The sequence below is a fragment of the Streptomyces sp. NPDC003248 genome, assembly GCF_055563235.1.
Genome location: NZ_JBVHDT010000001.1, coordinates 246,256 through 268,342 on the forward strand (window position 1 = coordinate 246,256; position 22,087 = coordinate 268,342).

16 protein-coding genes and 2 pseudogenes are annotated in these 22,087 nt (G+C 74.2%); 13 read left to right on the forward strand and 5 right to left on the reverse strand.

From position 1 onward, the window contains the following. Window positions 1-47 precede the first annotated feature (47 nt). The 8 genes and pseudogenes from ACZ3KJ_RS01080 (at window position 48) to ACZ3KJ_RS01115 (ending at window position 10,464) form a co-directional block, all read left to right on the forward strand. Window positions 48-3,815: pseudogene (locus tag ACZ3KJ_RS01080) on the forward strand (ABC transporter ATP-binding protein). Between the two features lie 127 nt (window positions 3,816-3,942). Next, a complete protein-coding gene (locus ACZ3KJ_RS01085; RefSeq protein ID WP_467523635.1) occupies window positions 3,943-4,332 on the forward strand; it encodes a hypothetical protein in 390 nt (129 codons plus the stop codon). A 146-nt stretch (window positions 4,333-4,478) separates the two neighbouring features. Further along, window positions 4,479-5,894: a S28 family serine protease gene (locus tag ACZ3KJ_RS01090; RefSeq protein WP_467523636.1), complete on the forward strand. Its 1,416-nt coding sequence runs from the start codon at window positions 4,479-4,481 to the stop codon at window positions 5,892-5,894. 270 nt (window positions 5,895-6,164) lie between these two features. Then, complete coding sequence (locus ACZ3KJ_RS01095; protein ID WP_385062605.1) at window positions 6,165-6,239, forward strand: putative leader peptide; 75 nt, start codon at window positions 6,165-6,167, stop codon at window positions 6,237-6,239. Between the two features lie 126 nt (window positions 6,240-6,365). Continuing rightward, window positions 6,366-7,457: an LLM class flavin-dependent oxidoreductase gene (locus ACZ3KJ_RS01100; RefSeq protein WP_467523638.1), complete on the forward strand. Its 1,092-nt coding sequence runs from the start codon at window positions 6,366-6,368 to the stop codon at window positions 7,455-7,457. A gap of 31 nt (window positions 7,458-7,488) precedes the next feature. Beyond that, a complete protein-coding gene (locus tag ACZ3KJ_RS01105; protein WP_467523639.1) occupies window positions 7,489-8,790 on the forward strand; it encodes an ABC transporter substrate-binding protein in 1,302 nt (433 codons plus the stop codon). Further along, the gene (locus tag ACZ3KJ_RS01110; RefSeq protein WP_467523640.1) at window positions 8,765-9,655 is read left to right on the forward strand and encodes a carbohydrate ABC transporter permease; all 891 of its coding nucleotides are present in this window, start codon (window positions 8,765-8,767) and stop codon (window positions 9,653-9,655) included. Before ACZ3KJ_RS01105 ends, ACZ3KJ_RS01110 begins: the two co-directional genes overlap by 26 nt. Continuing rightward, window positions 9,652-10,464 carry a carbohydrate ABC transporter permease gene (locus ACZ3KJ_RS01115; RefSeq protein ID WP_467523641.1) on the forward strand — a complete coding sequence of 271 codons (813 nt, stop codon included), beginning with the start codon at window positions 9,652-9,654 and terminating at the stop codon, window positions 10,462-10,464. The genes ACZ3KJ_RS01110 and ACZ3KJ_RS01115 overlap by 4 nt, the downstream gene beginning before the upstream one ends. Window positions 10,465-10,486: 22 nt before the next feature. Here ACZ3KJ_RS01115 and ACZ3KJ_RS01120 read toward each other — a convergent pair whose 3' ends face one another. The 3 genes from ACZ3KJ_RS01120 to ACZ3KJ_RS01130 all read right to left on the reverse strand — a co-directional run bounded on the left by ACZ3KJ_RS01120 (window position 10,487) and on the right by ACZ3KJ_RS01130 (window position 14,813). Then, window positions 10,487-11,488, reverse strand: coding sequence for a LacI family DNA-binding transcriptional regulator (locus tag ACZ3KJ_RS01120; protein WP_467523642.1), 1,002 nt, complete (start codon window positions 11,486-11,488; stop codon window positions 10,487-10,489). Between the two features lie 147 nt (window positions 11,489-11,635). Beyond that, on the reverse strand, window positions 11,636-13,552 hold the full coding sequence (locus ACZ3KJ_RS01125) for a glycoside hydrolase family 3 protein (RefSeq protein ID WP_467523644.1): 1,917 nt from the start codon (window positions 13,550-13,552) through the stop codon (window positions 11,636-11,638). 346 nt (window positions 13,553-13,898) lie between these two features. Next, window positions 13,899-14,813, reverse strand: a complete 915-nt coding sequence (locus tag ACZ3KJ_RS01130) for a LysR family transcriptional regulator (protein ID WP_467523646.1) — start codon at window positions 14,811-14,813, stop codon at window positions 13,899-13,901. Between the two features lie 88 nt (window positions 14,814-14,901). On the opposite strand from ACZ3KJ_RS01130, the pseudogene ACZ3KJ_RS01135 reads away from it, so the two are divergent. From ACZ3KJ_RS01135 to ACZ3KJ_RS01155, 5 genes and pseudogenes are all read left to right on the forward strand, one after another. Continuing rightward, window positions 14,902-15,759, forward strand: a pseudogene (locus ACZ3KJ_RS01135) (EamA family transporter); the annotation flags it as partial. Window positions 15,760-16,493: 734 nt separating this feature from the next. Beyond that, window positions 16,494-17,735 (forward strand): 3-phosphoshikimate 1-carboxyvinyltransferase, encoded by a 1,242-nt coding sequence (gene aroA, locus ACZ3KJ_RS01140; protein ID WP_467523647.1) that lies wholly within the window; start codon window positions 16,494-16,496, stop codon window positions 17,733-17,735. Next, window positions 17,732-18,361, forward strand: coding sequence for a GNAT family N-acetyltransferase (locus ACZ3KJ_RS01145; protein WP_467523648.1), 630 nt, complete (start codon window positions 17,732-17,734; stop codon window positions 18,359-18,361). The genes aroA and ACZ3KJ_RS01145 overlap by 4 nt, the downstream gene beginning before the upstream one ends. A 124-nt stretch (window positions 18,362-18,485) precedes the next feature. Next, the gene (locus ACZ3KJ_RS01150) at window positions 18,486-19,088 is read left to right on the forward strand and encodes an RBBP9/YdeN family alpha/beta hydrolase (RefSeq protein ID WP_467523650.1); all 603 of its coding nucleotides are present in this window, start codon (window positions 18,486-18,488) and stop codon (window positions 19,086-19,088) included. Window positions 19,089-19,356: 268 nt separating this feature from the next. Beyond that, window positions 19,357-19,788 (forward strand): hypothetical protein, encoded by a 432-nt coding sequence (locus ACZ3KJ_RS01155; RefSeq protein WP_467523651.1) that lies wholly within the window; start codon window positions 19,357-19,359, stop codon window positions 19,786-19,788. Between the two features lie 189 nt (window positions 19,789-19,977). Here ACZ3KJ_RS01155 and ACZ3KJ_RS01160 read toward each other — a convergent pair whose 3' ends face one another. Continuing rightward, window positions 19,978-20,778, reverse strand: a complete 801-nt coding sequence (locus ACZ3KJ_RS01160; RefSeq protein ID WP_467523653.1) for a sugar phosphate isomerase/epimerase family protein — start codon at window positions 20,776-20,778, stop codon at window positions 19,978-19,980. 248 nt (window positions 20,779-21,026) lie between these two features. Next, window positions 21,027-22,073: a LacI family DNA-binding transcriptional regulator gene (locus ACZ3KJ_RS01165; RefSeq protein ID WP_467524779.1), complete on the reverse strand. Its 1,047-nt coding sequence runs from the start codon at window positions 22,071-22,073 to the stop codon at window positions 21,027-21,029. Between the last annotated feature and the right edge of the window lie 14 nt (window positions 22,074-22,087).

Here is a 22,087-nt window from a genome sequence, read left to right on the forward strand (position 1 = left end):
CCACGTTGGTGCCTTCTGGAAGATCAGGACGAACGGAAGGCACCGGCGTGGCGGCGCAACGGGGATGGGCACGAAGACTGGCGGGTTACGCGTGGCGCCATCCGGCCGACGTCGTCCTGGCCCTGGGCTCCTCCCTCGGCGGCATGGCCGTCATGGCCGTGGTGCCGCTGTTCACCAAGGTGATCATCGACGACGTGATCGGCGACCACAGCCGCCCCATGGCCCCCTGGGCCGGTGCCCTGATCGGCGCGGCCCTGGCCGTCTACGCCCTCACCTACGTCCGCCGCTTCTACGGCGGCCGGCTCGCCCTCGACGTCCAGCACGACCTGCGCACCGACATGTACGGGACGATCACCCGGCTCGACGGGCGCCGTTAGGACGAGCTGTCCACGGGCCAGGTCGTCGGCCGCGCCACCAGCGACCTCCAGCTCATCCAGGGCCTGCTCTTCATGCTCCCGATGACCATCGGGAACGTCCTGCTCTTCCTGATCTCCCTGGTGATCATGGCGTGGCTGTCCCCGCCGCTCACCCTGGTCGCGCTCGCCGTCGCCCCCGCCCTGTGGTGGATCGCCCGCCGCAGCCGGACCAGACTCCACCCCGCCACCTGGTACGCGCAGGCCCAGGCCGCCGCCGTCGCGGGCGTGGTCGACGGCGCCGTCACCGGCGTCCGGGTGGTGAAGGGGTTCGGGCAGGAGGAGCAGGAGACCGGGAAGCTGCGGGAGGTCGGCCGGCGGCTCTTCGCGGGCCGGCTGCGCACGATCCGGCTGAACGCCCGCTACACCCCGGCCCTCCAGGCCGTGCCCGCCCTCGGCCAGGTCGCGATGCTCGCGCTCGGCGGCTGGCTCGCCGTCCGCGGGCACGTCACGCTCGGCACGTTCGTCGCCTTCTCCACCTACCTCGCCCAGCTCGTCGGCCCGGTCCGCATGCTCGCCATGGTCCTCACCGTCGGCCAGCAGGCCCGCGCCGGCACCGAACGCGTCCTGGAGCTGATCGACACCGAGCCCTCGCTGGCGGACGGCACCCAGGAACTCCCGGCCGACGCCCCCGCGACCGTCGAGTTCGACGACGTCTCCTTCGCCTACGAGGGCGCCTCCGGCCCGGTCCTGGAGGGGCTCACCTTCGAGATCCGCGCCGGCGAGACCCTCGCCCTCGTCGGCTCCTCCGGCTCCGGGAAGTCCACGGTCTCCCTGCTCCTGCCGCGCTTCTACGACGTCGGCAAAGGCGCCGTCCTCGTCGGCGGCCACGACGTCCGCGAACTCACCCTCGACTCGCTGCGGGCGGCGATCGGCCTGGTGCCCGAGGACTCGTTCCTCTTCTCCGACACCGTCCGCGCCAACATCGCCTACGGCCGCCCCGACGCCACCGACGAGGAGATCGAGGCCGCGGCCCGCGCCGCCCAGGCCGACCGGTTCATCGCCGAGCTGCCCGAGGGCTACGCCACCGAGGTCGGCGAGCAGGGCCTGACCCTCTCCGGCGGCCAGCGCCAGCGCATCGCCCTCGCCCGGGCCCTCCTCACCGACCCGCGCCTGCTCGTCCTCGACGACGCGACCTCGGCGGTCGACGCCCGCGTCGAGCACGAGATCCACGAGGCCCTCGCCCGCGTCATGGAGGGCCGCACCACCCTCCTGATCGCCCACCGCCGCTCCACCCTCAACCTCGCCGACCGCATCGCCGTCCTGGACGGCGGCCGGCTCGCCGACCTCGGCACCCACGAGGAGCTCCAGGAGCGGTCGGCGCTCTACCGCCGCCTGCTCACCGACCCCGACGAACTGGGCGGCGTCTCGCCCGGACACGCCCGGCCCGCCGCGCCCCGCGAGGACACCTCCGTCCGGGACGAACTGGACGCCGAGTTCGACGCCGAGCGCGGCGTCACCCCCCGCCTGTGGACCGGCGACCGCGAGCCCAAGGACACGGCCCTGTCCGGCACGCCGGCCACCCCGGAACTGCTCGCCCGGGTCGACGCCCTGCCGCCCGCGACCGACACCCCCGACGTCGACGAGATCCGCGCGGTCACCCCCGAGGACTCCTACGGCCTGCGCCGCCTCCTGCGCGGCTTCGGCCCGCCCCTCCTGGTCAGCCTCGGCCTCGTCGCCGTCGACGCGGGCATGGGCCTGCTGCTGCCGGTGATGATCCGGCACGGCATCGACGACGGCGTCACCCGCGCGGCGACGGCCGCCGTCTGGACGGCCTCCCTGCTGGCGCTGCTCGCCGTCCTGGTGCAGTGGGCCGCGCAGACCGGCGAGATCCGGATGACCGGCCGCACCGGCGAACGGGTCCTGTACACCCTGCGTCTGAAGATCTTCGCCCAGCTCCAGCGGCTCGGCCTCGACTACTACGAGCGGGAGCTGACCGGCCGGATCATGACGCGGATGACGACGGACGTCGACGCGCTGTCGACGTTCCTCCAGACCGGCCTGGTCACCGCGTTCGTGTCGGTGGTCACCTTCTTCGGCATCATGGCCGCCCTGCTGGTGATCGACCTCCAGCTCGCCCTCGTCGTCTTCGCGACGCTTCCCCCGCTCGTCGTCGCCACGTACTTCTTCCGCCGGGCCAGCGTGAAGGCGTACGAACTGGCCCGGGAGCGGGTCTCGGCGGTCAACGCCGACCTCCAGGAGTCGGTGGCCGGGCTGCGGATCGTGCAGGCCTTCCGGCGCGAGCGGGACGGCGGGCGCCGGTTCGCCGAGCGCAGCGACAGCTACCGCAGGGCCCGGATCCGGGGCCAGCGGCTGATCTCGGTCTACTTCCCGTTCGTGCAGTTCCTGTCGTCGGCGGCCGCGGCGGCCGTCCTGGTCGCCGGCGCGGGCCGGGTCGACGAGGCGACCCTGACGACCGGCGCGCTGGTGGCGTACCTGCTGTACCTCGACCTGTTCTTCGCCCCCGTCCAGCAGCTCTCCCAGGTCTTCGACGGCTACCAGCAGGCCACGGTCTCGCTGGGCCGCATCCAGGAGCTGCTGCGGGTGCCGGCGTCCACCCGGACCGCCGACGACCCGCTGGAGGTCACCTCCCTGCGCGGCGAGATCGCCTTCGAGGACGTGCACTTCCGGTACGGCTCCGCCGACGAGCCCGAGGAGGCGCTGACCGGGATCGAGCTGCGGATCCCCGCCGGTCAGACCGTCGCGTTCGTGGGGGAGACCGGCGCGGGCAAGTCGACCCTGGTGAAGCTGGTGGCCCGCTTCTACGACCCCACCTCCGGGCGGGTGCTGGTCGACGGCCGTGACCTGCGCCGTCTCGACCTCACGTCGTACCGCCACCGCCTGGGCGTCGTCCCGCAGGAGGCGTACCTCTTCCCCGGCACCGTCCGCGACGCCATCGCCTACGGCCGCCCCGACGCCACCGACGCCGAGGTGGAGGCGGCCGCCCGCGCGGTCGGCGCGCACGACATGATCGCGACGCTGGAGGGCGGCTACCTCCACGAGGTCGCCGAGCGGGGCCGCAACCTCTCCGCCGGGCAGCGCCAGCTGATCGCGCTGGCCCGCGCCGAACTAGTCGACCCCGACGTCCTGCTGCTGGACGAGGCCACGGCCGCCCTGGACCTGGCGACCGAGGCCCAGGTCAACCAGGCCACCGACCGCCTCGCGGGCCGCCGCCGCGCCCACCCGTCGTCCGACCGCCACCCCTCGGGGAGCGCCGGCGCGCGCACCACCCTGATCGTCGCCCACCGTCTGACCACCGCGGCCCGCGCCGACCGGGTGGTGGTGATGGACCACGGCCGGGTCGCCGAGGACGGCACGCACGAGGAACTGCTGGCCCTCGGCGGCCGGTACGCGCTGCTGTGGCGGACCTTCGTGGGGGAGCCGGTCGGCACGGCGTCCTGACGGCGCCCGGCAACCCCGGCTCCGCAACCATCCGGCGTACGCCGTGCGTCCGTACACCCGTACGTGGGTACATCCGTGCGTCCGTACACCAGTACGGCGATGCGTGGCGTGCGGAAGGGGACGGACCGTGGACAGGGGTGCCACCCGCCGGCGGCCGACGGCCGCCCTGGCCGTGCTGATCACGTCCGCCCTGCTCGCGCTGACGACACCGGCCGGCGCCGAGGCCGCGGGATCGCCCTGCCCCGGCCGGAAGACGCGGACGCTGACGTTCTCGGCCGGCGCGGTGCACGTCTACCGCGGCAACGGCTCCGTCTGCGCCTTCACCCTCCGGGCGCGCCCCGGCACGCGCACCCGGATGTCGGTCGGCGTGCAGGCGCGCGGCCACCGCGCGGTACGGCGGGAGGGCAGCCGGACCCGTCGCATCGGCCCGGTCGACGTGTACGCCGGGCACCGCTGCGTGCGGGTCGAGGGCTCGGTCGGGCACGCCGAGGTCAGCTCGGGCTGGATCCTGTGCTGACGGCTGACGGCTGACGGCTGACGGCTGACGGCTGACGGCTGACGGCTGACACGCTGACCGGTTCTGGCCTCAACCCCCTCTGGTGTGACGGGTGTTGCTCCGATAGCTTCCGGCGCACATCTGTCTCACAGGGAGGGTGCACGCGCATGCGCATCGCGCTCAGATGGCTGCTGGCGCTCACCGTGCTCATGGGCACGCTGAGCGGCACGGCGGGGGCGGCCACCGCTGCCGCGCCGGACGCCACGGACATCAAGGACCGGCTGCTCTCCGTACCGGGCATGAGCCTGACCGAGGAGAAGCCGTACCCCGGCTACCGCTACTTCGTCCTGACCTACACCCAGCCGATCGACCACCGGCGCCCCTCCGCGGGCACCTTCCAGCAGCGGATCACCGTGCTGCACAAGGACGTCAGCCGCCCGACCGTCTTCTACACCGGCGGCTACCACGTCTCCACCACGCCCAGCCGCCGCGAGCCCACCCAGATCGTGGACGGCAACCAGGTCTCCATGGAGTACCGCTTCTTCACCCCCTCCCGCCCCGACCCCGCCGACTGGTCCAAGCTGGACATCTGGCAGGCCGCGAGCGACCAGCACCGCATCTTCCGGGCGCTGAAGGGCATCTACCCCGAGAACTGGATCTCCACGGGCGGCTCCAAGGGCGGCATGACCGCCACCTACTACGAGCGCTTCTACCCGAAGGACATGGACGGCGTCGTCGCGTACGTCGCCCCCAACGACGTCGTCGACACCGAGGACTCGGCCTACGACCGCTTCTTCGCCGGCGTCGGCACCGAGGAGTGCCGCGACCGCCTCGAGGCGGTTCAGCGCGAGGCGCTCGTGCGCCGCGAACCCCTGGAGCGCAGGTACGCCGCGTACGCCGCCGCCGAGGGCTACACCTTCGACACCATCGGCAGCCTCGACCGCGCCTACGAGGCGGTCGTCCTCGACTACGTCTGGGGCTTCTGGCAGTACAGCCTGCTGTCGGACTGCGACACGATCCCGGCGGACGCCGGGCACGCGACCGACGACGAGATCTGGACCTCGGTCGACACGATCTCCGGGTTCTCCTTCTACACCGACCAGGGCCTGTCGCCGTACACGCCGTACTACTACCAGGCGGGCACCCAACTCGGCGCCCCCACCATCCACTTCCCGCACATCGAGAAGGAGTACATCCGCTACGGCTACCAGCCCCCGCGCAACTTCGTCCCCCGCGCCATCCCGATGCGCTTCCAGCCGCGGGCGATGCGTGACGTCGACACCTGGGTGCGGCACAACGCCCGCCACATGCTCTTCGTCTACGGCCAGAACGACCCGTGGGGCGCCGAACGGTTCCGCCTCGGCGACGGCGCCGAGGACTCCTACGTCCTCACGGCGCCCGGCATGAACCACGGCGCGAACGTCGCCGGCCTCGTCCCCGACGAGAAGGCCCTCGCCACCGCCCGCATCCTGGAGTGGGCCGGCCTCTCGCCCTCCGCCGTCGACCGGGCCGAGCCGCTGGCTGCGTTCGACGCCCGACTGGACGCGCGGGACGTGGAACGCGAGCCCACGCTGCGGCCGTGACCTCCCGCCGATGACGACGACCGACCACGGCCGCCGATGACGACGACCGACCACGGCCGCCGATGACGACGACCGACCACGGCCGCCGATGACGACGACCGACCACGGCCGCTGATCACGACGACCGACCACGACCGCTGATCACGACGACCGACCACGACCGCTGATCACGACAACCGAGCACCACCGATGCGCGACCACGACGGCCGGCCGGCCCGCATTCCGGTCGGCCGTCGTGCCATCGGCCGACGGTGTGTATAGTCCCGGCCCATGGAATCCGGTGTCGAGCTCGTGAAGCGCGCGCACGTCGACCTGCTCAGGGTCGCCACCGCGCTGTGTAGCTGACCCGCGCGCCCTCCCACCGGCGCCTTTCTCCTCCTTCTCCTGCTCCTCCCCCCTGTGCCGAGCCACGCCCGGGACGTTCTCCCGTCGGCGTGATGCAACGTTGCACCTTTCCCGTCGGAGAGCCCCATGACCGTGCGCACGCACTGGTTCCTGCCCACCACCGGCGACGACCGCACCGTCGTCGGCGTGACCGCCCGCGACTCCCTCCAGTCCCGCTCCACGGCCCGCCCGCCCACGTTCGACTACCTCGCCCAGGTCGCGCGGGCCGCCGAGTCCGCCGGGTTCGAGGCCGTCCTGACCCCGACCGGCAGCGACTGCGAGGACTCCTGGCTCACCACCGCCGCCCTCGTCCCGCAGACCACCCGCCTGAAGTTCCTGGTCGCCTTCCGCCCCGGCGTCATCGCCCCGCCGCTGGCCGCCCAGATGACCGCCACCTACCAACGCCTCTCCGGCGGACGGCTGTTGCTGAACATCGTCACCGGTTCCGACGCCGACGAGCAGCGCGCCTACGGCGACTTCCTCGGCCACGACGAGCGCTACGCCCGCACCGACGAGTTCCTCCACCTGCTGCGCACCGCGTGGACGGGCGAGTCGTACGACTTCGAGGGCGCCCACTACCGGGTCAGCGGCGGACGCCTGCGCCGGCCGCCGCTGACCCGCCCGCCCGTCTTCTTCGGCGGGTCGTCGGACGCCGCGCTGCCCGTCGCCGCCCGCCACGCGGACACGTACCTCACCTGGGGCGAACCCCCGGCCGCGGTCGCGAAGAAGATCGCCCGGGTGCGTGACCTCGCCGCCGCCCAGGGCCGGGAACTGTCGTACGGGATCCGGCTGCACGTCATCAGCCGGGACACCGCGAAGGAGGCGTGGGCGGAGGCCGACCGCATCCTGGACACCCTCGACCCGGCGGCGATCAGGGCCGCGCACGAGCGGTTCGCCGCCTCCGAGTCGGCCGGGCAGCGCGCGATGGCCGCGCTCAGCGGCGGCCGCACCGACCGCCTGGAGATCCACCCCAACCTGTGGGCCGGCTTCGGCCTGGTCCGCCCCGGCGCCGGCACCGCCCTGGTCGGCAGCCACGAGCAGGTCGCCGAGCGCATCGAGGAGTACGCCGCCCTCGGCATCGAGCACTTCGTCCTCTCCGGCCAGCCGCACCTGGAGGAGGCGATCCGCTTCGGCGAGTGCGTCCGCCCGCTCCTCGGCCGGCACCTCCTCGCCGCCTGACCCTCGTTCACCCCGACGCAAGGACCCCGCCATGCCCTCGTACCTCGACAGAAGAGCCGCTCTCCGCCTGTTCGGCGCCGCCGGACTCGGCCTCGCCGCCGCCGCGTGCGCCGGACCCGGCTCGGGCTCCGGATCCACGGCCTCCGGCGCCTCCCCCTCCGCCCTCGCCACCTCCGGCACCCCCGAGGGCACCGTCTCCTTCGCCCACTGGCGGGCCGAGGACAAGGCGGTCCTCGCCGGCCTGATCGAGGCGTTCGTGAAGAAGTACCCGGACGCGGGCGTCGAGCAGGACATCTCCCCGTCCGCCGACTACCAGTCCACCGCCCTGCGCCGCATCCAGGGGTCGAAGACCGGAGACCTGTTCACCGCGTTCCGGGGCGCCCAGTTCGAGCAGATCGTCAAGGCGGGCGTGTACGCCCCGCTGACCGGCACCGGCGTCCTCGCCCGCTACCAGGCGAGCCTGATCGGACCGGGCGCCGCCCAGGGCGTCCAGTACGGGCTGCCCTACCAGCTCGTCTTCAACATGCCGCTCGCCAACACCGACGCCCTCGACAAGGCCGGCCACGGCAGCGCCCCGAAGGACTGGGACGGCTTCCTCCAGCTCCTGGACGACCTGAAGGCCAAGGGCTACACCCCGCTCGCCTGGCCGGGCGGCGACACGGCCAACGCCGGCCAGCTGCTCAACACGATGGTCATGAACAACGCGCCCTCCGACGACGCCTTCACGAAGATCGAGTCGGGCGAATACAAGGTGACGGACGACTGGTTCCTGAAGACCCTGGAGCAGTACGCCGAACTCACCCCGTACCTCCAGGCCCGCGCCACCGGATCCACCACCGACGCCGTCACCCAGCTCTTCGCCGAGGGCAAGGCGGGTCTGCTCGCCACCGGCTCCTTCCAGATGGCCGGGGTGCGCGCGCTCGGCGCGACGTTCCCCTTCGACCTCGTCGCCCCGATCACCACCACGGCCGCGCAGGCCCAGTACGAGGGCGTCTTCAACACCACCTTCGTCCTCGGGGTGAACAGCGCCTCCACGGTGCAGCCGGCCGCCTACGCCTTCCTGGAGTTCCTCAGCGACCCGGCCAACGCCGGCACCTACGCCAACGGCACCGGCCAGCACGTCACCGTCCAGGGCGTCGAGTACACCAACACCGACCTCAAGGCCGTCGCGCCCTGGCTCACCCGCAAGACCCTGCTCGCCCCGCGCTTCCAGTTCCTGAACCTCGACATCCGCACGGCGGTCGAGAACGCGACCGTCGCGGTCGTCGGCGGCAAGAAGCCGGCCCAGGCGGCCGAGGAGGCCCAGCGTGTCATCGACCAGAAGCGGTCGTAGCCGGCGCGCGGCGCGGGCACTGTGGTTCTTCCCGGTGCCCGCGCTCGCCCTCTACCTGTTCTTCTTCGCCTACCCCACCGTCCAGGCGGTGCAGTACGCGCTGACGGACTGGGACGGCTACAGCGCCGGCTACCACGACGTGGGCCTGCGCAACTTCACCGAACTCGCCACCGGCGACGACGTGTTCCGCAACGCGGCCGGGAACAACCTCAAGCTGACGGTCACCGTCGTCCTCGCCCAGACGGCCCTGGCGCTGCTCCTCGCCCTGTACCTGGTCCGCACGACGAAGGCGTCGACCCTGCTGCGGGCGCTGTTCTTCCTGCCCACCGTCCTGTCCTCGGTGTCGGTCGCCTTCGTGTGGCGGTTCGTGTACGACCCGGACGGCGGGCTGCTCAACTCGGCCCTCCGAGCGGTCGGGCTGGACTCCTGGCAGTCCGTGTACCTCGGCGACCCGGACACCGCCGTGTTCTGGCTGGCGCTCACCCAGGTCTGGTTCCACGCGGGCCAGATGATGGTCGTCTACGTCGCCGGGCTCCAGGCGATACCGCGGGAGCTGTACGAGGCGGCCGAGCTGGACGGGGCGGGCCGCCTGGCCCGCTTCCGGTACGTGACCTGGCCGCTGGTGGCGCCCGCCACGGGCATCGTCGTCGCGTACACCACCGTGCAGTCCTTCAAGGCCTTCGACCTGGTGCTGGGCCTGGGCGGCAACCCTCCCGGACCCGCCCTCGACCTGCTCTCCACCCGGGTCTACACGACCTTCTCCAACAACCAGTTCGGCTACGCGGCCGCCCAGTCCCTGGTGTTCATGGCGCTGATCGCGCTGCTCACCTGGGTGCAGCGGCGGACGCTGCGGAGGGCCACATGACCAAGACCCCGCGGATCGCCGTCCTCACCCTGGGCGCCACGGCCGTCGTCCTCCCCCTCCTGGTCGTGCTGTTCGGCACCTTCAAGACGCTGCCGCAGCTCTTCGACTCCCCGCTGTCGCCGCCGTCCGCGCCGACCCTCGACAACTACCGCCGCGCGGTGGACGAGGGCGGCCTCGGCCCGGCCTTCGTCAACAGCCTGGCCGTGACGGCGGGCGCGGTCGCGCTGACCCTCGCCGTGGCGGGCCCGGCCGCGTTCTTCTGCGCACGGGTGCCGGGCCGCGCCGGCCGGCTCGTCTTCGGCGTGCTGGTGGCGGGCCTGGCCGTCCCGGCGCAGGCGGCGATCGTCCCGCAGTACGTCCTCTTCGACCGCCTCGGCCTCACCGACAGCCTGCTCGGCCTGGTCCTGGTGGACACGACGACGACCCTGCCGACGGCCGTGTTCATCCTGGGCGGCTTCCTGCGCTCCATCCCCCAGGAGCTGTACGAGGCGGCCGAGCTGGACGGCGCGGGCCCCCTGCGGGCCTTCCGCTCGATCGCCCTGCCCCTCACCCGCCCCGCCCTCGCCGCCACCGCCATCTTCCTGTTCGTCATGGACTGGAACGACCTGCTCTACCCGCTGCTGTTCGTCCGCTCCGCGGAGCACCGCACGCTCCCGCTGGCCCTGCTGGACTTCCAGGGCGAGTTCCTCACCCAGTACCCGCTGCTGTTCGCCGGCGTCGTCATCGCCTCGGCCCCGGTGGTCGTGGTGTACGTCCTCCTCCAACGCCACTTCGTGTCGGGGCTGACGGCGGGGGCGGTGCGGGGCTAGCCCGTACCTGCGGGGACCGGTTTCAGGAGCTGTCCCGTATGACCAGCCGGTGCCCGGCCGGGAGGACCGGCGGCGCCGTCCGGCCCCCGATCCGGTCCAGCAGCGCGGACACCGCCAGCCGGGCCAGCTCCGGCTTGTCCGGGGCGACGGTGGTCAGCGGGGGAGCGGTGTAGCGGGCCTCCTCGACGTCGTCGAACCCGACGACCGCGAGGTCGTCCGGCACGGTCAGCCCCCGCTCCCGCGCGGCGTGCAGGGCGCCCTGGGCGAGGGCGTCGGCGAAGCAGAACACCGCGTCGGGCGGCTCGGGCAGGTCGAGCAGGAGACGGGTCGCGGCGGCGCCGTCGGCCCGGTGGTAGGCGGCGACGGGCGGCGCGAGCTCCTCGTCGTAGCGCAGGCCGGCCCGCTCCAGGGCCTGCCGGTAGCCGGCCAGGCGGGTCGCCGAGGTCGCCGCGTGCGGCACGGTCTGGCGGCCGATCACCGCGATCCGGCGGCGCCCGCGGGCCAGCAGGTGGACCGTCGCCGCCCGGGCCGCCCCGGTGTTGTCGATGGTGACGTGCGGGCAGGGCAGGTCGTGCACCCGCTCGCCCAGCAGCACGACCGGCGCGGTCGCCCCCGCGCGGGCGGCGGCCCGGTCGTCCAGCGCGAGCGGGCTGAGGATCACCCCGTCCACCAGCGGATCGGTCCGGCCGAGCGCGATCTCCAGCTCGACCTCCGGATCGCCCCCGGTGGCCTCCACCAGCAGTATGCAGCCGTGCTCGGCGGCCTCCCGCAGCAGATGCCCCGCGAGCTCGGCGAAGTACGGCATGGACAGCTCGGGCACGGCGAGCAGCAGCACCCCGCTGCGGCCGGTGCGCAGCCGCCGTGCCGCGGTGTTGGGCCGGTAGCCCAGCTCCTCGACCGCGCGCAGCACCCGCGCCTGCGTGGCCTCGGAGAAACGCCCGGTGCCGCGGACCACGTTGGAGACGGTCCGCATGGACACCCCGGCGCGCTGCGCCACCTCCCTGAGCCCGATCCCCGCACGCATCGGCCCACCTTACGGCCGCGCCCGCGGTCACCGCCCCCGTTGTGGGCCCGGTCGTCATCAGGCGTTCACACGGCGGGTGTCCGCCGGTGGGGGAGGGAGTGCGGGGGACACCGTCCGTGGCGGGGTACGGCCGGTGCGCCCCGGCCGTCAGGCGTCGGGCGGGTACGTCAGGCCGTGGCCGGCCGGGTACAGCACCCGCGCCGGATCGTCCGCCCGCCGCACCGGCACCGGCAGCGCCCCGCACGGCCGCACGGCTCCCGCGATCACCCGGGCCGCGGCCCGCAGTTCGACGTCGGTCCACCCGTAGGCGGCCAGAAAGGCCCGTACGGAGGGCAGGTGCGCCACGTCGTAGGGGTTGCGGAGCGCCACCGCCACCACCGGCCGCCCCGTCGCCGACAGCCGCTCCACCAGCGTCCGCTGCGGACTCGTCGCGGTGACGTTGTACGTCCCCACCACCACCGCGTCCGCGCCGTCCGCCGCCGAAACGGCCCGTTCGACGGCCGCGCCGGACGGGTCCGTGTTCGTGGACAGGGCGGTCGCCGTGAAGCCGAGGCCGCTGAGGGCGGCGGCGAGGACGGCGGTGGGCGGGCCCGTGGTGCCCGAGGGGGAGGCCGGGTCGGCGCCGGCGACCAGGATCCGGGGGTGGGTGCGCGGGGAGAGGGGCAGCAGCGGGCCCTCGTTGACCAGCAGGGTCGTCGTCCGCTCGGCGATGCGGTCGGCCGCCGCGAGGTGGGCGGGCGAGCCGACGGTGCGCGCGACGCCGTCCGGGTCGGTGTACGGGTCGGTGAGCAGGCCGAGCCGGTCCTTCAGGCGCAGGATCCGCAGGACGGACTCCTCCAGCCGTTCCTCGCCCAGCTCCCCCTCCCGTACGGCCCGCAGGACGGCGTTCCAGGCGACGTCCAGGTCGGGCGGGTTGAGGAGCTGGTCGACGCCCGCCTTCAGCGCGAGCACGGGCACCCGGTCGTCGCCGTACTTCGTGCGGACGCCCGCCATGTCGAGGGCGTCGGTGACCACGACCCCGTCGAAGCCGAGCCGCTCCCGGAGCAGGCCGGTGACGACCGCGCGGGAGAGGGTGGCCGGGTCGCCCGAGTCGTCGAGGGCCGGGTGCAGGATGTGCGCGGTCATGACCGCGTCGACGCCGGCCGCGATCGCCGCCCGGAACGGCACCGCGTCCAGCTCCTCCCACGTCCGGCGGGAGTGGGTGATGACGGGGAAGCCGTAGTGGCTGTCGACGGCGGTGTCGCCGTGCCCGGGGAAGTGCTTGGCGGTCGCCGCGACCCCCGCCGACCGGTAGCCGTCGATCTCCGCCGCCGTCAGCGCGGCCACCGCCTCCGGGTCGGCGCCGAAGGAGCGGACGCCGATGACCGGGTTGGCCGGGTCGACGTTCACGTCGGCGACGGGGGAGTAGTTCTGGTGGACGCCCATCGCCCGCAGCTCGCGGCCCGCGAGACGGCCGAGGGTACGGGCGTCGGCGCCCGCACCGGAGTCTGTCCGTCCCGTGTCGGAGTCTGTCCGTCCCGTGTCGGAGTCTGTCCGTCCCGTGTCGGTGTCCGTCCGTCCCCTGTCGGTGTCCGTCCGGTGGAACGCCTCGCGCCCCCGCTCACCCGCGCCGATCGCCATCGCGCCCGGGAAGAGCGTGGCGGGCCGGCCGATGCGGCACACGACCCCGTGCTCCTGGTCGGTGCAGATCAGCACCGGCAGCCCGCGCGGCTGCCCCAGGGCGGCCCGCTGGACGCCGTCGGAGAGGGCGGCGATCTGCCGGGGGCCGCGCGTGTTGTGCGCCCAGGTGAAGTAGATGATCCCGCCGACGCGATAACGGGCGATCAGCTCGGCCGCCGTCCGCACGCCCAGCTCCCTGAGGTTGGCGTCGGCGTCGGCCTGGTCGGGGGCGGTCGCCGAGTGTCCGTACACGCGGCTGACGAAGACCTGGCCGACCTTCTCCTCCAGGGTCATCCGGGAGACCAGGGCGCGCAGACGGCGGTCGTCGGCGTGGACGGTCCCGCTCAGGGTGAGGGCCGCGGTGAGACCGGCGGTGGCGGCGAGGACGGTACGCCTGGAGGGCATGTGCGCTCCTTCCGGAAACGGTTCCGGTGGCGCACGGTACCCGCCCGGGGGGCCGCCATCGGCGCATTGGAGGGGGGCGCGCCGATGGCGGCGTGCTGCCGGCCGCGGTACGGCGGAGAGGGTGGTCAGCGATCGCAGCCAGCAGCGAGGGCCGACACCGCACCGAGGTGACTCTCCGACAGCTTGCGGGTTGGACGAGCGGCGGGCGGCCGGGGTTCCCGTTCGCACCGGGAACCCGGGAAGTCGGGGCGGAGGTGACGGAGGGGGATACCGGGGCTGGTGGGGCGGACCCCTCGGGTCGCGGCGACGGCTTCGGGCTCACGGCTTCGGGCTCAGGGCTTCGGCATCACTGTCCGTGCGCCGACACCCCCGGCCACCGCTCCTGGAGCACCCGGACCGTCTCCGCGATCGCCGGCCGCCGGGCCGCGCCGGCGCGCCACAGCGCGTACAGCCGCCGTACGGGCATCGGCTCGAGCGGCACCTCGACGGCGCCGCGCGGCAGCGGGCCGCGGCCGAGCCGGGGGACGAGGGCGACACCGAGGCCGGCGGCGACCAGGGCGACCAGGGTCGGGTTCTCGTCGGCCTGGTGGACCAGGTCCGGTTCGTGCCCGGCCGCGCGCAGGGTGCGTACCAGCCAGTCGTGGCAGACCCGGCCCGGCGGCTGGCAGATCCACCGCTCGCCGCCCAGCTCCTCCCGCCGCACGGCCGTCCGTCCGGCGAAGGGATGGTCTTCGGGGACGATCAGGTCGCACAGGTCGTCCCCGATCACCGCCTGCTCGACGCCCGCCGGGGCGGGCAGCGGGGCGATGTCCCAGTCGTGCGCCACGGCCAGGTCCACCACGCCCTTGGCGACGAGGTCCACCGACAGGTGCGGGTCGACCTCGCTGAGCCGGGCGTCCAGGGCGGGGTGCCGGCGGGCGAGGTCGGCGAGGACGGACGGCAGCAGCCCGCGCGCCGCCGACGGGAACGCGGCCACGGTCAGCCGCCCGGTCGGCACGCCCCGCCGCTCCTCCAGCTCGGTCTCGGCCCGCTCGACGATCGCCAGCACCTCCCGTGCCGTCGTCACGAGTTGCAGGGCCTCGTCGGTCAGCCGGACGCCGCGCCCCTCCCGTTCGAGCAGCACCGTGCGGGTCTCCCGCTCCAGCTTGGCGATCTGCTGCGAGACGGCCGACGGGGTGTAGCCGAGCGCCACGGCCGCGGCGCCGACGGTGCCGTGGACGGAGACGGCGTGCAGGGCGCGCAGACGCTGGAGATCGAGCACGGGAACCTCCCGGAATAAGCGTTGCTTCATCCCACCATGCAGCATTCATCGCTGGTGCTTCACGGTCCGGGTGGGTGACGCTCGACGCATGCGCCCCGCACACCTCCTCCTCGCCGTCCTCGTCGCCGCCGTCTGGGGCGTGAACTTCACCGTCATCGAGATCGGCCTCGCCCACTTCCCGCCGCTGCTCTTCTCGGCGCTGCGCTTCCTGGCCGCCGCCGTGCCCGCGGTGTTCCTCGTCGGCCGGCCCAAGGTGGCGTGGCAGTGGATCGTGGCGGTGGGGCTGGTCCTCGGCGTGGCCAAGTTCGGGCTGCTCTTCGTGGGGATGGACGCGGGGATGCCGGCGGGACTGTCCTCGCTGGTCCTCCAGATCCAGGCGGTGTTCACGGCCGGCCTCGCCGCCGCCGTCCTCGGCGAACGGCCCACCCGGCTGCGGCTGCTGGGCATGGCCGTGGCCCTGGCCGGTATCGGCGTGGCCGCCGCGGACGAGGGCGCCTCGGGACCGCTCGGCGCGTTCGCGCTGGTCGTGGCGGCGGCGGCCTGCTGGGGCGCGTCGAACGTCCTCACCCGCAAGGCGTCCCCGCCCGACGCCCTGAACTTCATGGTCTGGGTCAGCACGGTCCCGGTCCTGCCGCTCCTGGCCCTCTCCCTCCTGACGGAGGGCCCCTCCCGGGACCTGGCCGCGCTGCGCGCCCTGGACTGGCAGGGCGCCGGCACGGTCGTCTACGTCGCCTGGATCACGACCGTCTTCGGCTTCGGCGCCTGGGGCTGGCTGCTCCACCGCCACCCCGCCTCCACCGTGGCCCCCTTCTCCCTCCTCGTCCCCGTCTTCGGCATGTCCTCGGCCGCCCTGTTCCTCCACGAGCCGGTGACCGGCCTGCGCTGGTGCGCGGCGACGCTGCTGGTGGGCGGCGTGGCACTGACGTCCCTGACACCGGCCGGACGGGACGGTGACGCCGGACGGGGCGGTGGTGCGGAGGGCGCTGGGCGGGGCGGAGGCGCCGGGCGGGGCGGTGGTGCGGAGGGCGCTGGGCGGGGCGGAGGCGCGGGAGGGGCGGAGGAAGTCGGAGGGGCGGAGACGGCCGGAGGGGCGGAGACGGCCAGAGGGGCAGCGACAGTCGGAGGGGCGGCGACAGCCGGAGAGGCAGCGACAGCCGGAGAGGCGGAGGGCGCCGAGGGCGCCGGGGCTGATGGGCCGATCAGGGCCGACGGAGCCGCGGCGCCGGTGGCGGGTGCCGCGCAGACGGCAGCGGGGCGGCGGTGACGGGCCCGCGAGGCCCTGCGACCGGCCCGCGAGGCCCTGCGACCGGCCCGCGAGGCCCTGCGACCGGCCTGCGAGGCCCTGCGACGGGCCCGCGAGGCCATGCGACCGGCCCCCGATGGCCCGCGACGGCCCCGATGGCCCGCGACGGCCCCGATGGCCCGCGACGGCCCCGATGGCCAGCGGCGGGCCCCCGATGGCCCGTGACGCCCGCGGCTGCCCGCCACGGCCTGCGGCGGCCCGCGGCTGCCCGTGACGGCCCGCGGCGTCCCCGCGGCGGTCCGTGCGGCCACGGCCCGCCACGGCCCGCCACGGCCCCGCGACCGGCCCGTCCCCCCCACCCGCCCAGCTCCCGGACACGTCGTCCACCCCGTGGACGCGCCCGCATGGCGCGGCGCCGGCGCGGGATCATGACGGGCATGGCCCTCGTCGACATTCCCGGTTCCAAGTCCATCACCGCCCGTGCCCTGTTCCTCGCGGCGGCGGCCGACGGTGTCACCACCCTCCAGCGGCCCCTGCGCTCCGACGACACGGAGGGCTTCGCCGAGGGCCTGACCCGGCTCGGCTACCGCGTGGGACGCGCCCCGGACGCCTGGCGGATCGACGGCCGCCCCGAGGGGCCGGCGGTCACGGAGGCCGACGTCTACTGCCGTGACGGCGCCACCACCGCCCGCTTCCTGCCCACCCTCGCCGCCGCCGGCCACGGCACCTACCGCTTCGACGCCTCCCCCCAGATGCGCCGCCGCCCCCTGCTGCCGCTCACCCGCGCCCTGCGCGACCTGGGCGTCGACCTGCGGCACGAGGAGGCGGAGGGCCACCACCCGCTGACCGTCACGGCGGCCGGGGTGGAGGGCGGGGACGTCGTCCTGGACGCCGGCCAGTCCTCCCAGTACCTGACCGCCCTGCTCCTGCTCGGCCCGCTGACCCGCACCGGCCTGCGCATCGAGGTCACCGACCTGGTCTCGGCGCCGTACGTCGAGATCACGATCGCGATGATGCGGGCGTTCGGGGTGGAGGTCGCCCGCGAGGGGGACGTCTTCGTCGTACCGCCGGGCGGGTACCGCGCCACGACGTACGCCGTCGAGCCGGACGCCTCGACCGCGAGCTACTTCTTCGCGGCGGCCGCCGTGACGCCGGGCGGCGAGGTCACCGTGCCCGGCCTCGGCAAGGGAGCCCTCCAGGGCGACCTGGGCTTCGTGGACGTCCTGCGGCGGATGGGCGCGCGGGTCACCGTCGGGGCCGACCGCACGACGGTGAAGGGCACCGGCGAGCTGAACGGCCTCACCGTCGCCATGCGGGACATCTCCGACACCATGCCGACCCTGGCCGCGATCGCCCCCTTCGCGTCCGGCCCCGTCCGGATCGAGGACGTGGCCAACACGCGCGTGAAGGAGTGCGACCGCCTGGACGCCTGCGCGGACAACCTCCGGCGGCTGGGCGTGGACGTGGCCACGGGCCCCGACTGGATCGAGATCCAGCCCGGCCCGGTCGCACCCGGCACGGAGATCAAGACCTACGGCGACCACCGCATCGTGATGTCCTTCGCGGTCACCGGCCTGCGCGCGCCCGGAATCTCGTTCGACGACCCGGGGTGCGTCCGCAAGACGTTCCCCGGTTTCCACGAGGCGTTCGCGCAGCTGCGGAAGGACATCGCCGGATGAGTTCCGCACTGGAGGGGCCGGTCCTCGAGGGCGCGCTGGTGCGTCTGGAGCCGCTGGAGCACCGGCACGCGGCCGGACTGGCGGTGGCGGCGGAGGAGAACCGGGAGACGTACGCGTACACCTGGGTGCCGAGGGCCGACGAGATCGGCGACTACGTCGACGCCCAGCTCGCCCGCGCCGCCACCGGGCGCGTCGCGCCCTACGCGCAGATCTCCCTCGCCTCGGGGCGGGTCGTGGGCGCCACGGCGTACTTGGACCCGCGTTTCCCGCTGAGCGACGACCGGCTGGACGCCGTCGAGGTCGGCTTCACCTGGCTCGCGGGCTCCGCCCAGGGCACCGGTGTGAACGCCGAGGCCAAGCTGCTCCTCTTCCGCCACGCCTTCGAGGAGTGGGGCGTGTCCCGGGTGGACCTGAAGACGGACGCCCGCAACAGCCGCTCCCGCGCGGCCATCGCGAGCGTGGGCGCCCACTTCGAGGGCGTCCTGCGCAACTGGTCCCGCTCCTGGGCGCCGGGCGAGGACGGCCTGCTCCGCGACTCCGCGATCTTCTCCCTCACCGCACGGGAGTGGCCCGAACGGCGGGCGCGCCTGGAGGAGCGGGTGGCGCGGTTCCGCTCCCGGCCCTGACCGGCCCCGGCCGGCCCACGGCAGCCGCCTCCCGCTCGTCCCGCCCGCGGTGTCGGCGGCCGCCGAACGTCCCGTGCCGAGACGGGCTGGACCTCGGCCGCGGGTCCTGGGAATCATGCGTCCCATGACCGTGACCACGCGCTCTTATCTCGTCCTCCACGGCTGGCAGAACCACCGCCCCCGGGACCACTGGCAGCACTGGCTCGCCGACCGGCTGACCGAACACGGCCACGCCGTCACCTATCCGCAACTGCCCGACGCGGACGACCCCGTCCTGGAGGTCTGGCTGGACAGCCTGGCCCAGCACCTCGGCGGACTCGATGCCCGGGGCGAACGGGTCGTGATCGCCCACAGCCTCTCGTCCGTGCTCTGGCTGCACGCCGTGGCCCGCGGGCTGCCGGGAACCGGCGCCGTCGACCGCGTCCTGCTGGTGGCGCCCCCGTCCGCCTCCGTCCTCGCCGGTTATCCGGAGGTCGCGGGGTTCGCCCTCCCCCCGCTCGACGCCCTCCCCCTCCCCACCCCGACCCGCCTGGTCGCCGGCGACGACGACCCGTACTGCCCGGAAGGCGCCCAGTCCGCCTACGGCGACCTCCTCGCCCTGACCGCGGAACTGCTGCCCGGCGCCGCCCACCTCGACCTGGACGCCGGGTACGGCTCCTGGCCGGCGGTGCTGGAGTGGTGCCTGGACGAGAACACGAAGTTCAGGACGCGCACGGCGGAGGCGTAAGCACCCCTCGCGGCGTCCCTCCGAACCCTCCCTCCGAACCGTCCGTCCGGACCGCTCCTCCGGGACAGCCGGACAGCTGTCCCGGACACGCTTCCGACCAGGCCGGACGCCGACGTCTTGTCCCGGACAGCCGTCCGCCGTTGCCTGCGCGCATCAGCGGGGTCGATCGTCGAGACGCGGCGGTGAGTTATTGCCGACGACGCGCGGCAACGCCGCACATCCCGTCGCCGACGTGGCGACGAGGTCATGGACGAGACCAGGGAGAACTGTGAACATCCGACGCATCCTCACGGGCAGTGCCGTGATCGCCGTACTGGCGGTGCAGCCCATGGCCGCGAACGCCGCCCCCGCCGCAACGGCGGACACCTCCGCGAGCGTGGCCGGCGAAGCCCCGAACTGGACCCCGTCGAACATCAGCGCCGGCATCCTGGCCTGCGGGGACGACAACGTCGTGAACGGTCCCGGCGGCACCAGTGTGAAGAACGCCATCTGGCTCAGGAACGGCCCCAACGCGGGCTGCGGCAACTCCAGCGGCTACACGCTCGCCGTGAACACGCGACTCGGCGGCTGGTGCTACACGTACAACGAGTCGGGGAACAAGTGGTACTACGTCAGCGTCGGAGGCGCGGCCCCGTACGGCTGGATCTACTCGGGGAACGTCACGTCGGACGCGAGCACGATCACCACGCCCTGCTCCTGACGTGAGGTGAGCGGTCGGGGGTCTGTCCGGTTCGACCGGGCAGGCCCCCGACCGGGTGTTCGCGGTCCACTCGCATCTCAAAGCAGAACGCCGATACCGCGAACCGCCGCTCCGCCCACCGCCCCCGACACGGGAGACGAGGGCCCGCGATCACGACCCGGTCCGTCGCGGCTCACGGCCGCCCCATGCTCACGCCGACTCGTTCAGCAGCCGCCGGAGGTGTTCGCGCCCGGCGTCCAGCAGCCCCTCCAGCGGCTCGGCGGTCTCGTACCACCGCTTCTCGTACTCCCAGCACAGCCACCCGTCCCACCCGTGCCGCGCGAGGACCTCCACGCACTCGGCGAGCGGCAGCACCCCCGCGCCCAGTGCCAGGGGGGTGGTGTCCTCGGCCGAGGCGATGTCCTTGACCTGCACGTATCCGAGGTACGGCGCGAGTGCCGCGTAGGTGTCGAGCGGCTGCTCGCCGCCGAGCCAGGTGTGCATCACGTCCCACAGCGCACCGGCCTGCCGGTGGCCGACGAGACCGAGGACGCGCGTCGCGGCGGCGCCGGTGCGATGGGAGTCGTGGGTCTCCAGCAGGATGCGGACGCCGAGGTCGGCGGCGTACTCGGCGGCGGTCCCGAGGCGCCGGGCGGCGACGGCGTCCGCCTCGGCGGGGGACTGCTCCGTGCCGGCGCCCGGGAAGACGCGGACGAAGGGCGCGCCGAGGTCATGGGCGAGGCCGACCAGCTCGCGCACCTCCTCGATCACGGGCCCGTCCTCGCCGGGCGCGGCCACGCGCGCGTACCCGGCCAGTCCCAGGACCTCCACGCCGGCCGCCCGGAACTGGGCGGCGGCGTCGGCCCGTTGCGCCGGGGACAGGCCGGCGTGCACCGGCTCCTCCGGGTGGGCGCGCAGTTCGACGCCGTGGTAGCCGTGCGCGGACGCCAGCCGCAGCACGTCGGGGAGCGGCAGACCGGGAAAACCGAGGGTGGAGAACGCGAGCTTCATACCCGGGGACCCTACTCGCCGCCGCCGATCACCACGGGGCACCCGCACCCGAGCCCCCTGATCCCAAGCCCTCGGACCCCCAGAGCTTCCGGCTTCCCGGGCCCAAGCTTCAGGCCCCGCCCCCGAGTCCCCTAGCCTCCGAACCCCGGCCCCAAGTCCCCAAGCCTCCGAACCCCGGCCTCCAGCCCTTAAGCCTCCGCACCCCGGCCCCCGGCCCCCAAACCCCCAGGAACCCCAACCCCCCGCCCCTACTCCCGAGGCCCCCCCGAAGACCCCCGCACCATCAACTCCCCCCGAGCCGTCGCGATCCCCCCGGGCGGCGGTTCCTCGCGCCCCATGGCGATGCGCCCGGCCCGTGCCCCCGCCTCCGCCAGCGGCAGCCGTACCGTCGTGAGGGCGGGCACCGCGTCGATGCTGAAGGGGAGGTCGTCGAAACCGGCCACGGAGACGTCCTCCGGAATGCGCAGCCCCGATTCCCGCAGCGCCGCGCAGGCGCCCAGTGCGACGGAGTCGTTCGCCGCGACGACCGCCGTCAGGGACGGGTCCCGGCGCAGCAGTTCCAGGGTCGCCTCGTAGCCGGCCTGCCGGTCGTAGCGGCCGTGGACGGTCCAGCGCGGGTCCTCCTCGATGCCGGCGGCCGCCAGCGCCGCGCGGTGGCCCTCCAGCCGGTGCCGGGTGGTGGTCCGCTCCTCGGGGCCGGCGATGTAGCCGAGCCGGCGGTGTCCGAGCCCGAGCAGATGCTCGGTCAGCTCCCGTCCGCCGCCCCGGTTGTCGAAGGTCAGCGCGATCGCCCCGGTGTCGGGCGCGGGCGGGCGCCCGCACAGCACCACCCGGGTGCCCGCCTCCTCCAGCCGGCGCAGCTTCGCCGCCACCGCCGCCACGTGCGGCTCGTCCTCCACGGCGCCGCCGGTGAGGACGACGGCCGCGGCCCGCTGCCGCTGCAACAGGGTCAGGTACGTCAGCTCCCGCTCCGGCGAGCCCCCGGTGTTGCACACCACCGCGAGCCGTTCGCCGCCGGCTCTGCCGCCCGGTCCCCCGATCTCCGACTGGATCGCGCTCGCCATGATCCCGAAGAAGGGGTCGGCGATGTCGTTGACCAGGATGCCGACCAGGTCGGACGTGGCCGCGGCCAGCGCGCTGGCGGGGCCGTTGAGCACGTAGTCCAGTTCGTCCACCGCCCGCAGCACCCGCTCGCGGGTGGACGCGGCCACGGGGTAGTTGCCGTTCAGTACGCGCGACACCGTCGCGGGGGAGACCTGCGCTCGGGCCGCCACGTCCGCCAGGGTCACCGTCATCTCGTCGTCCTCCG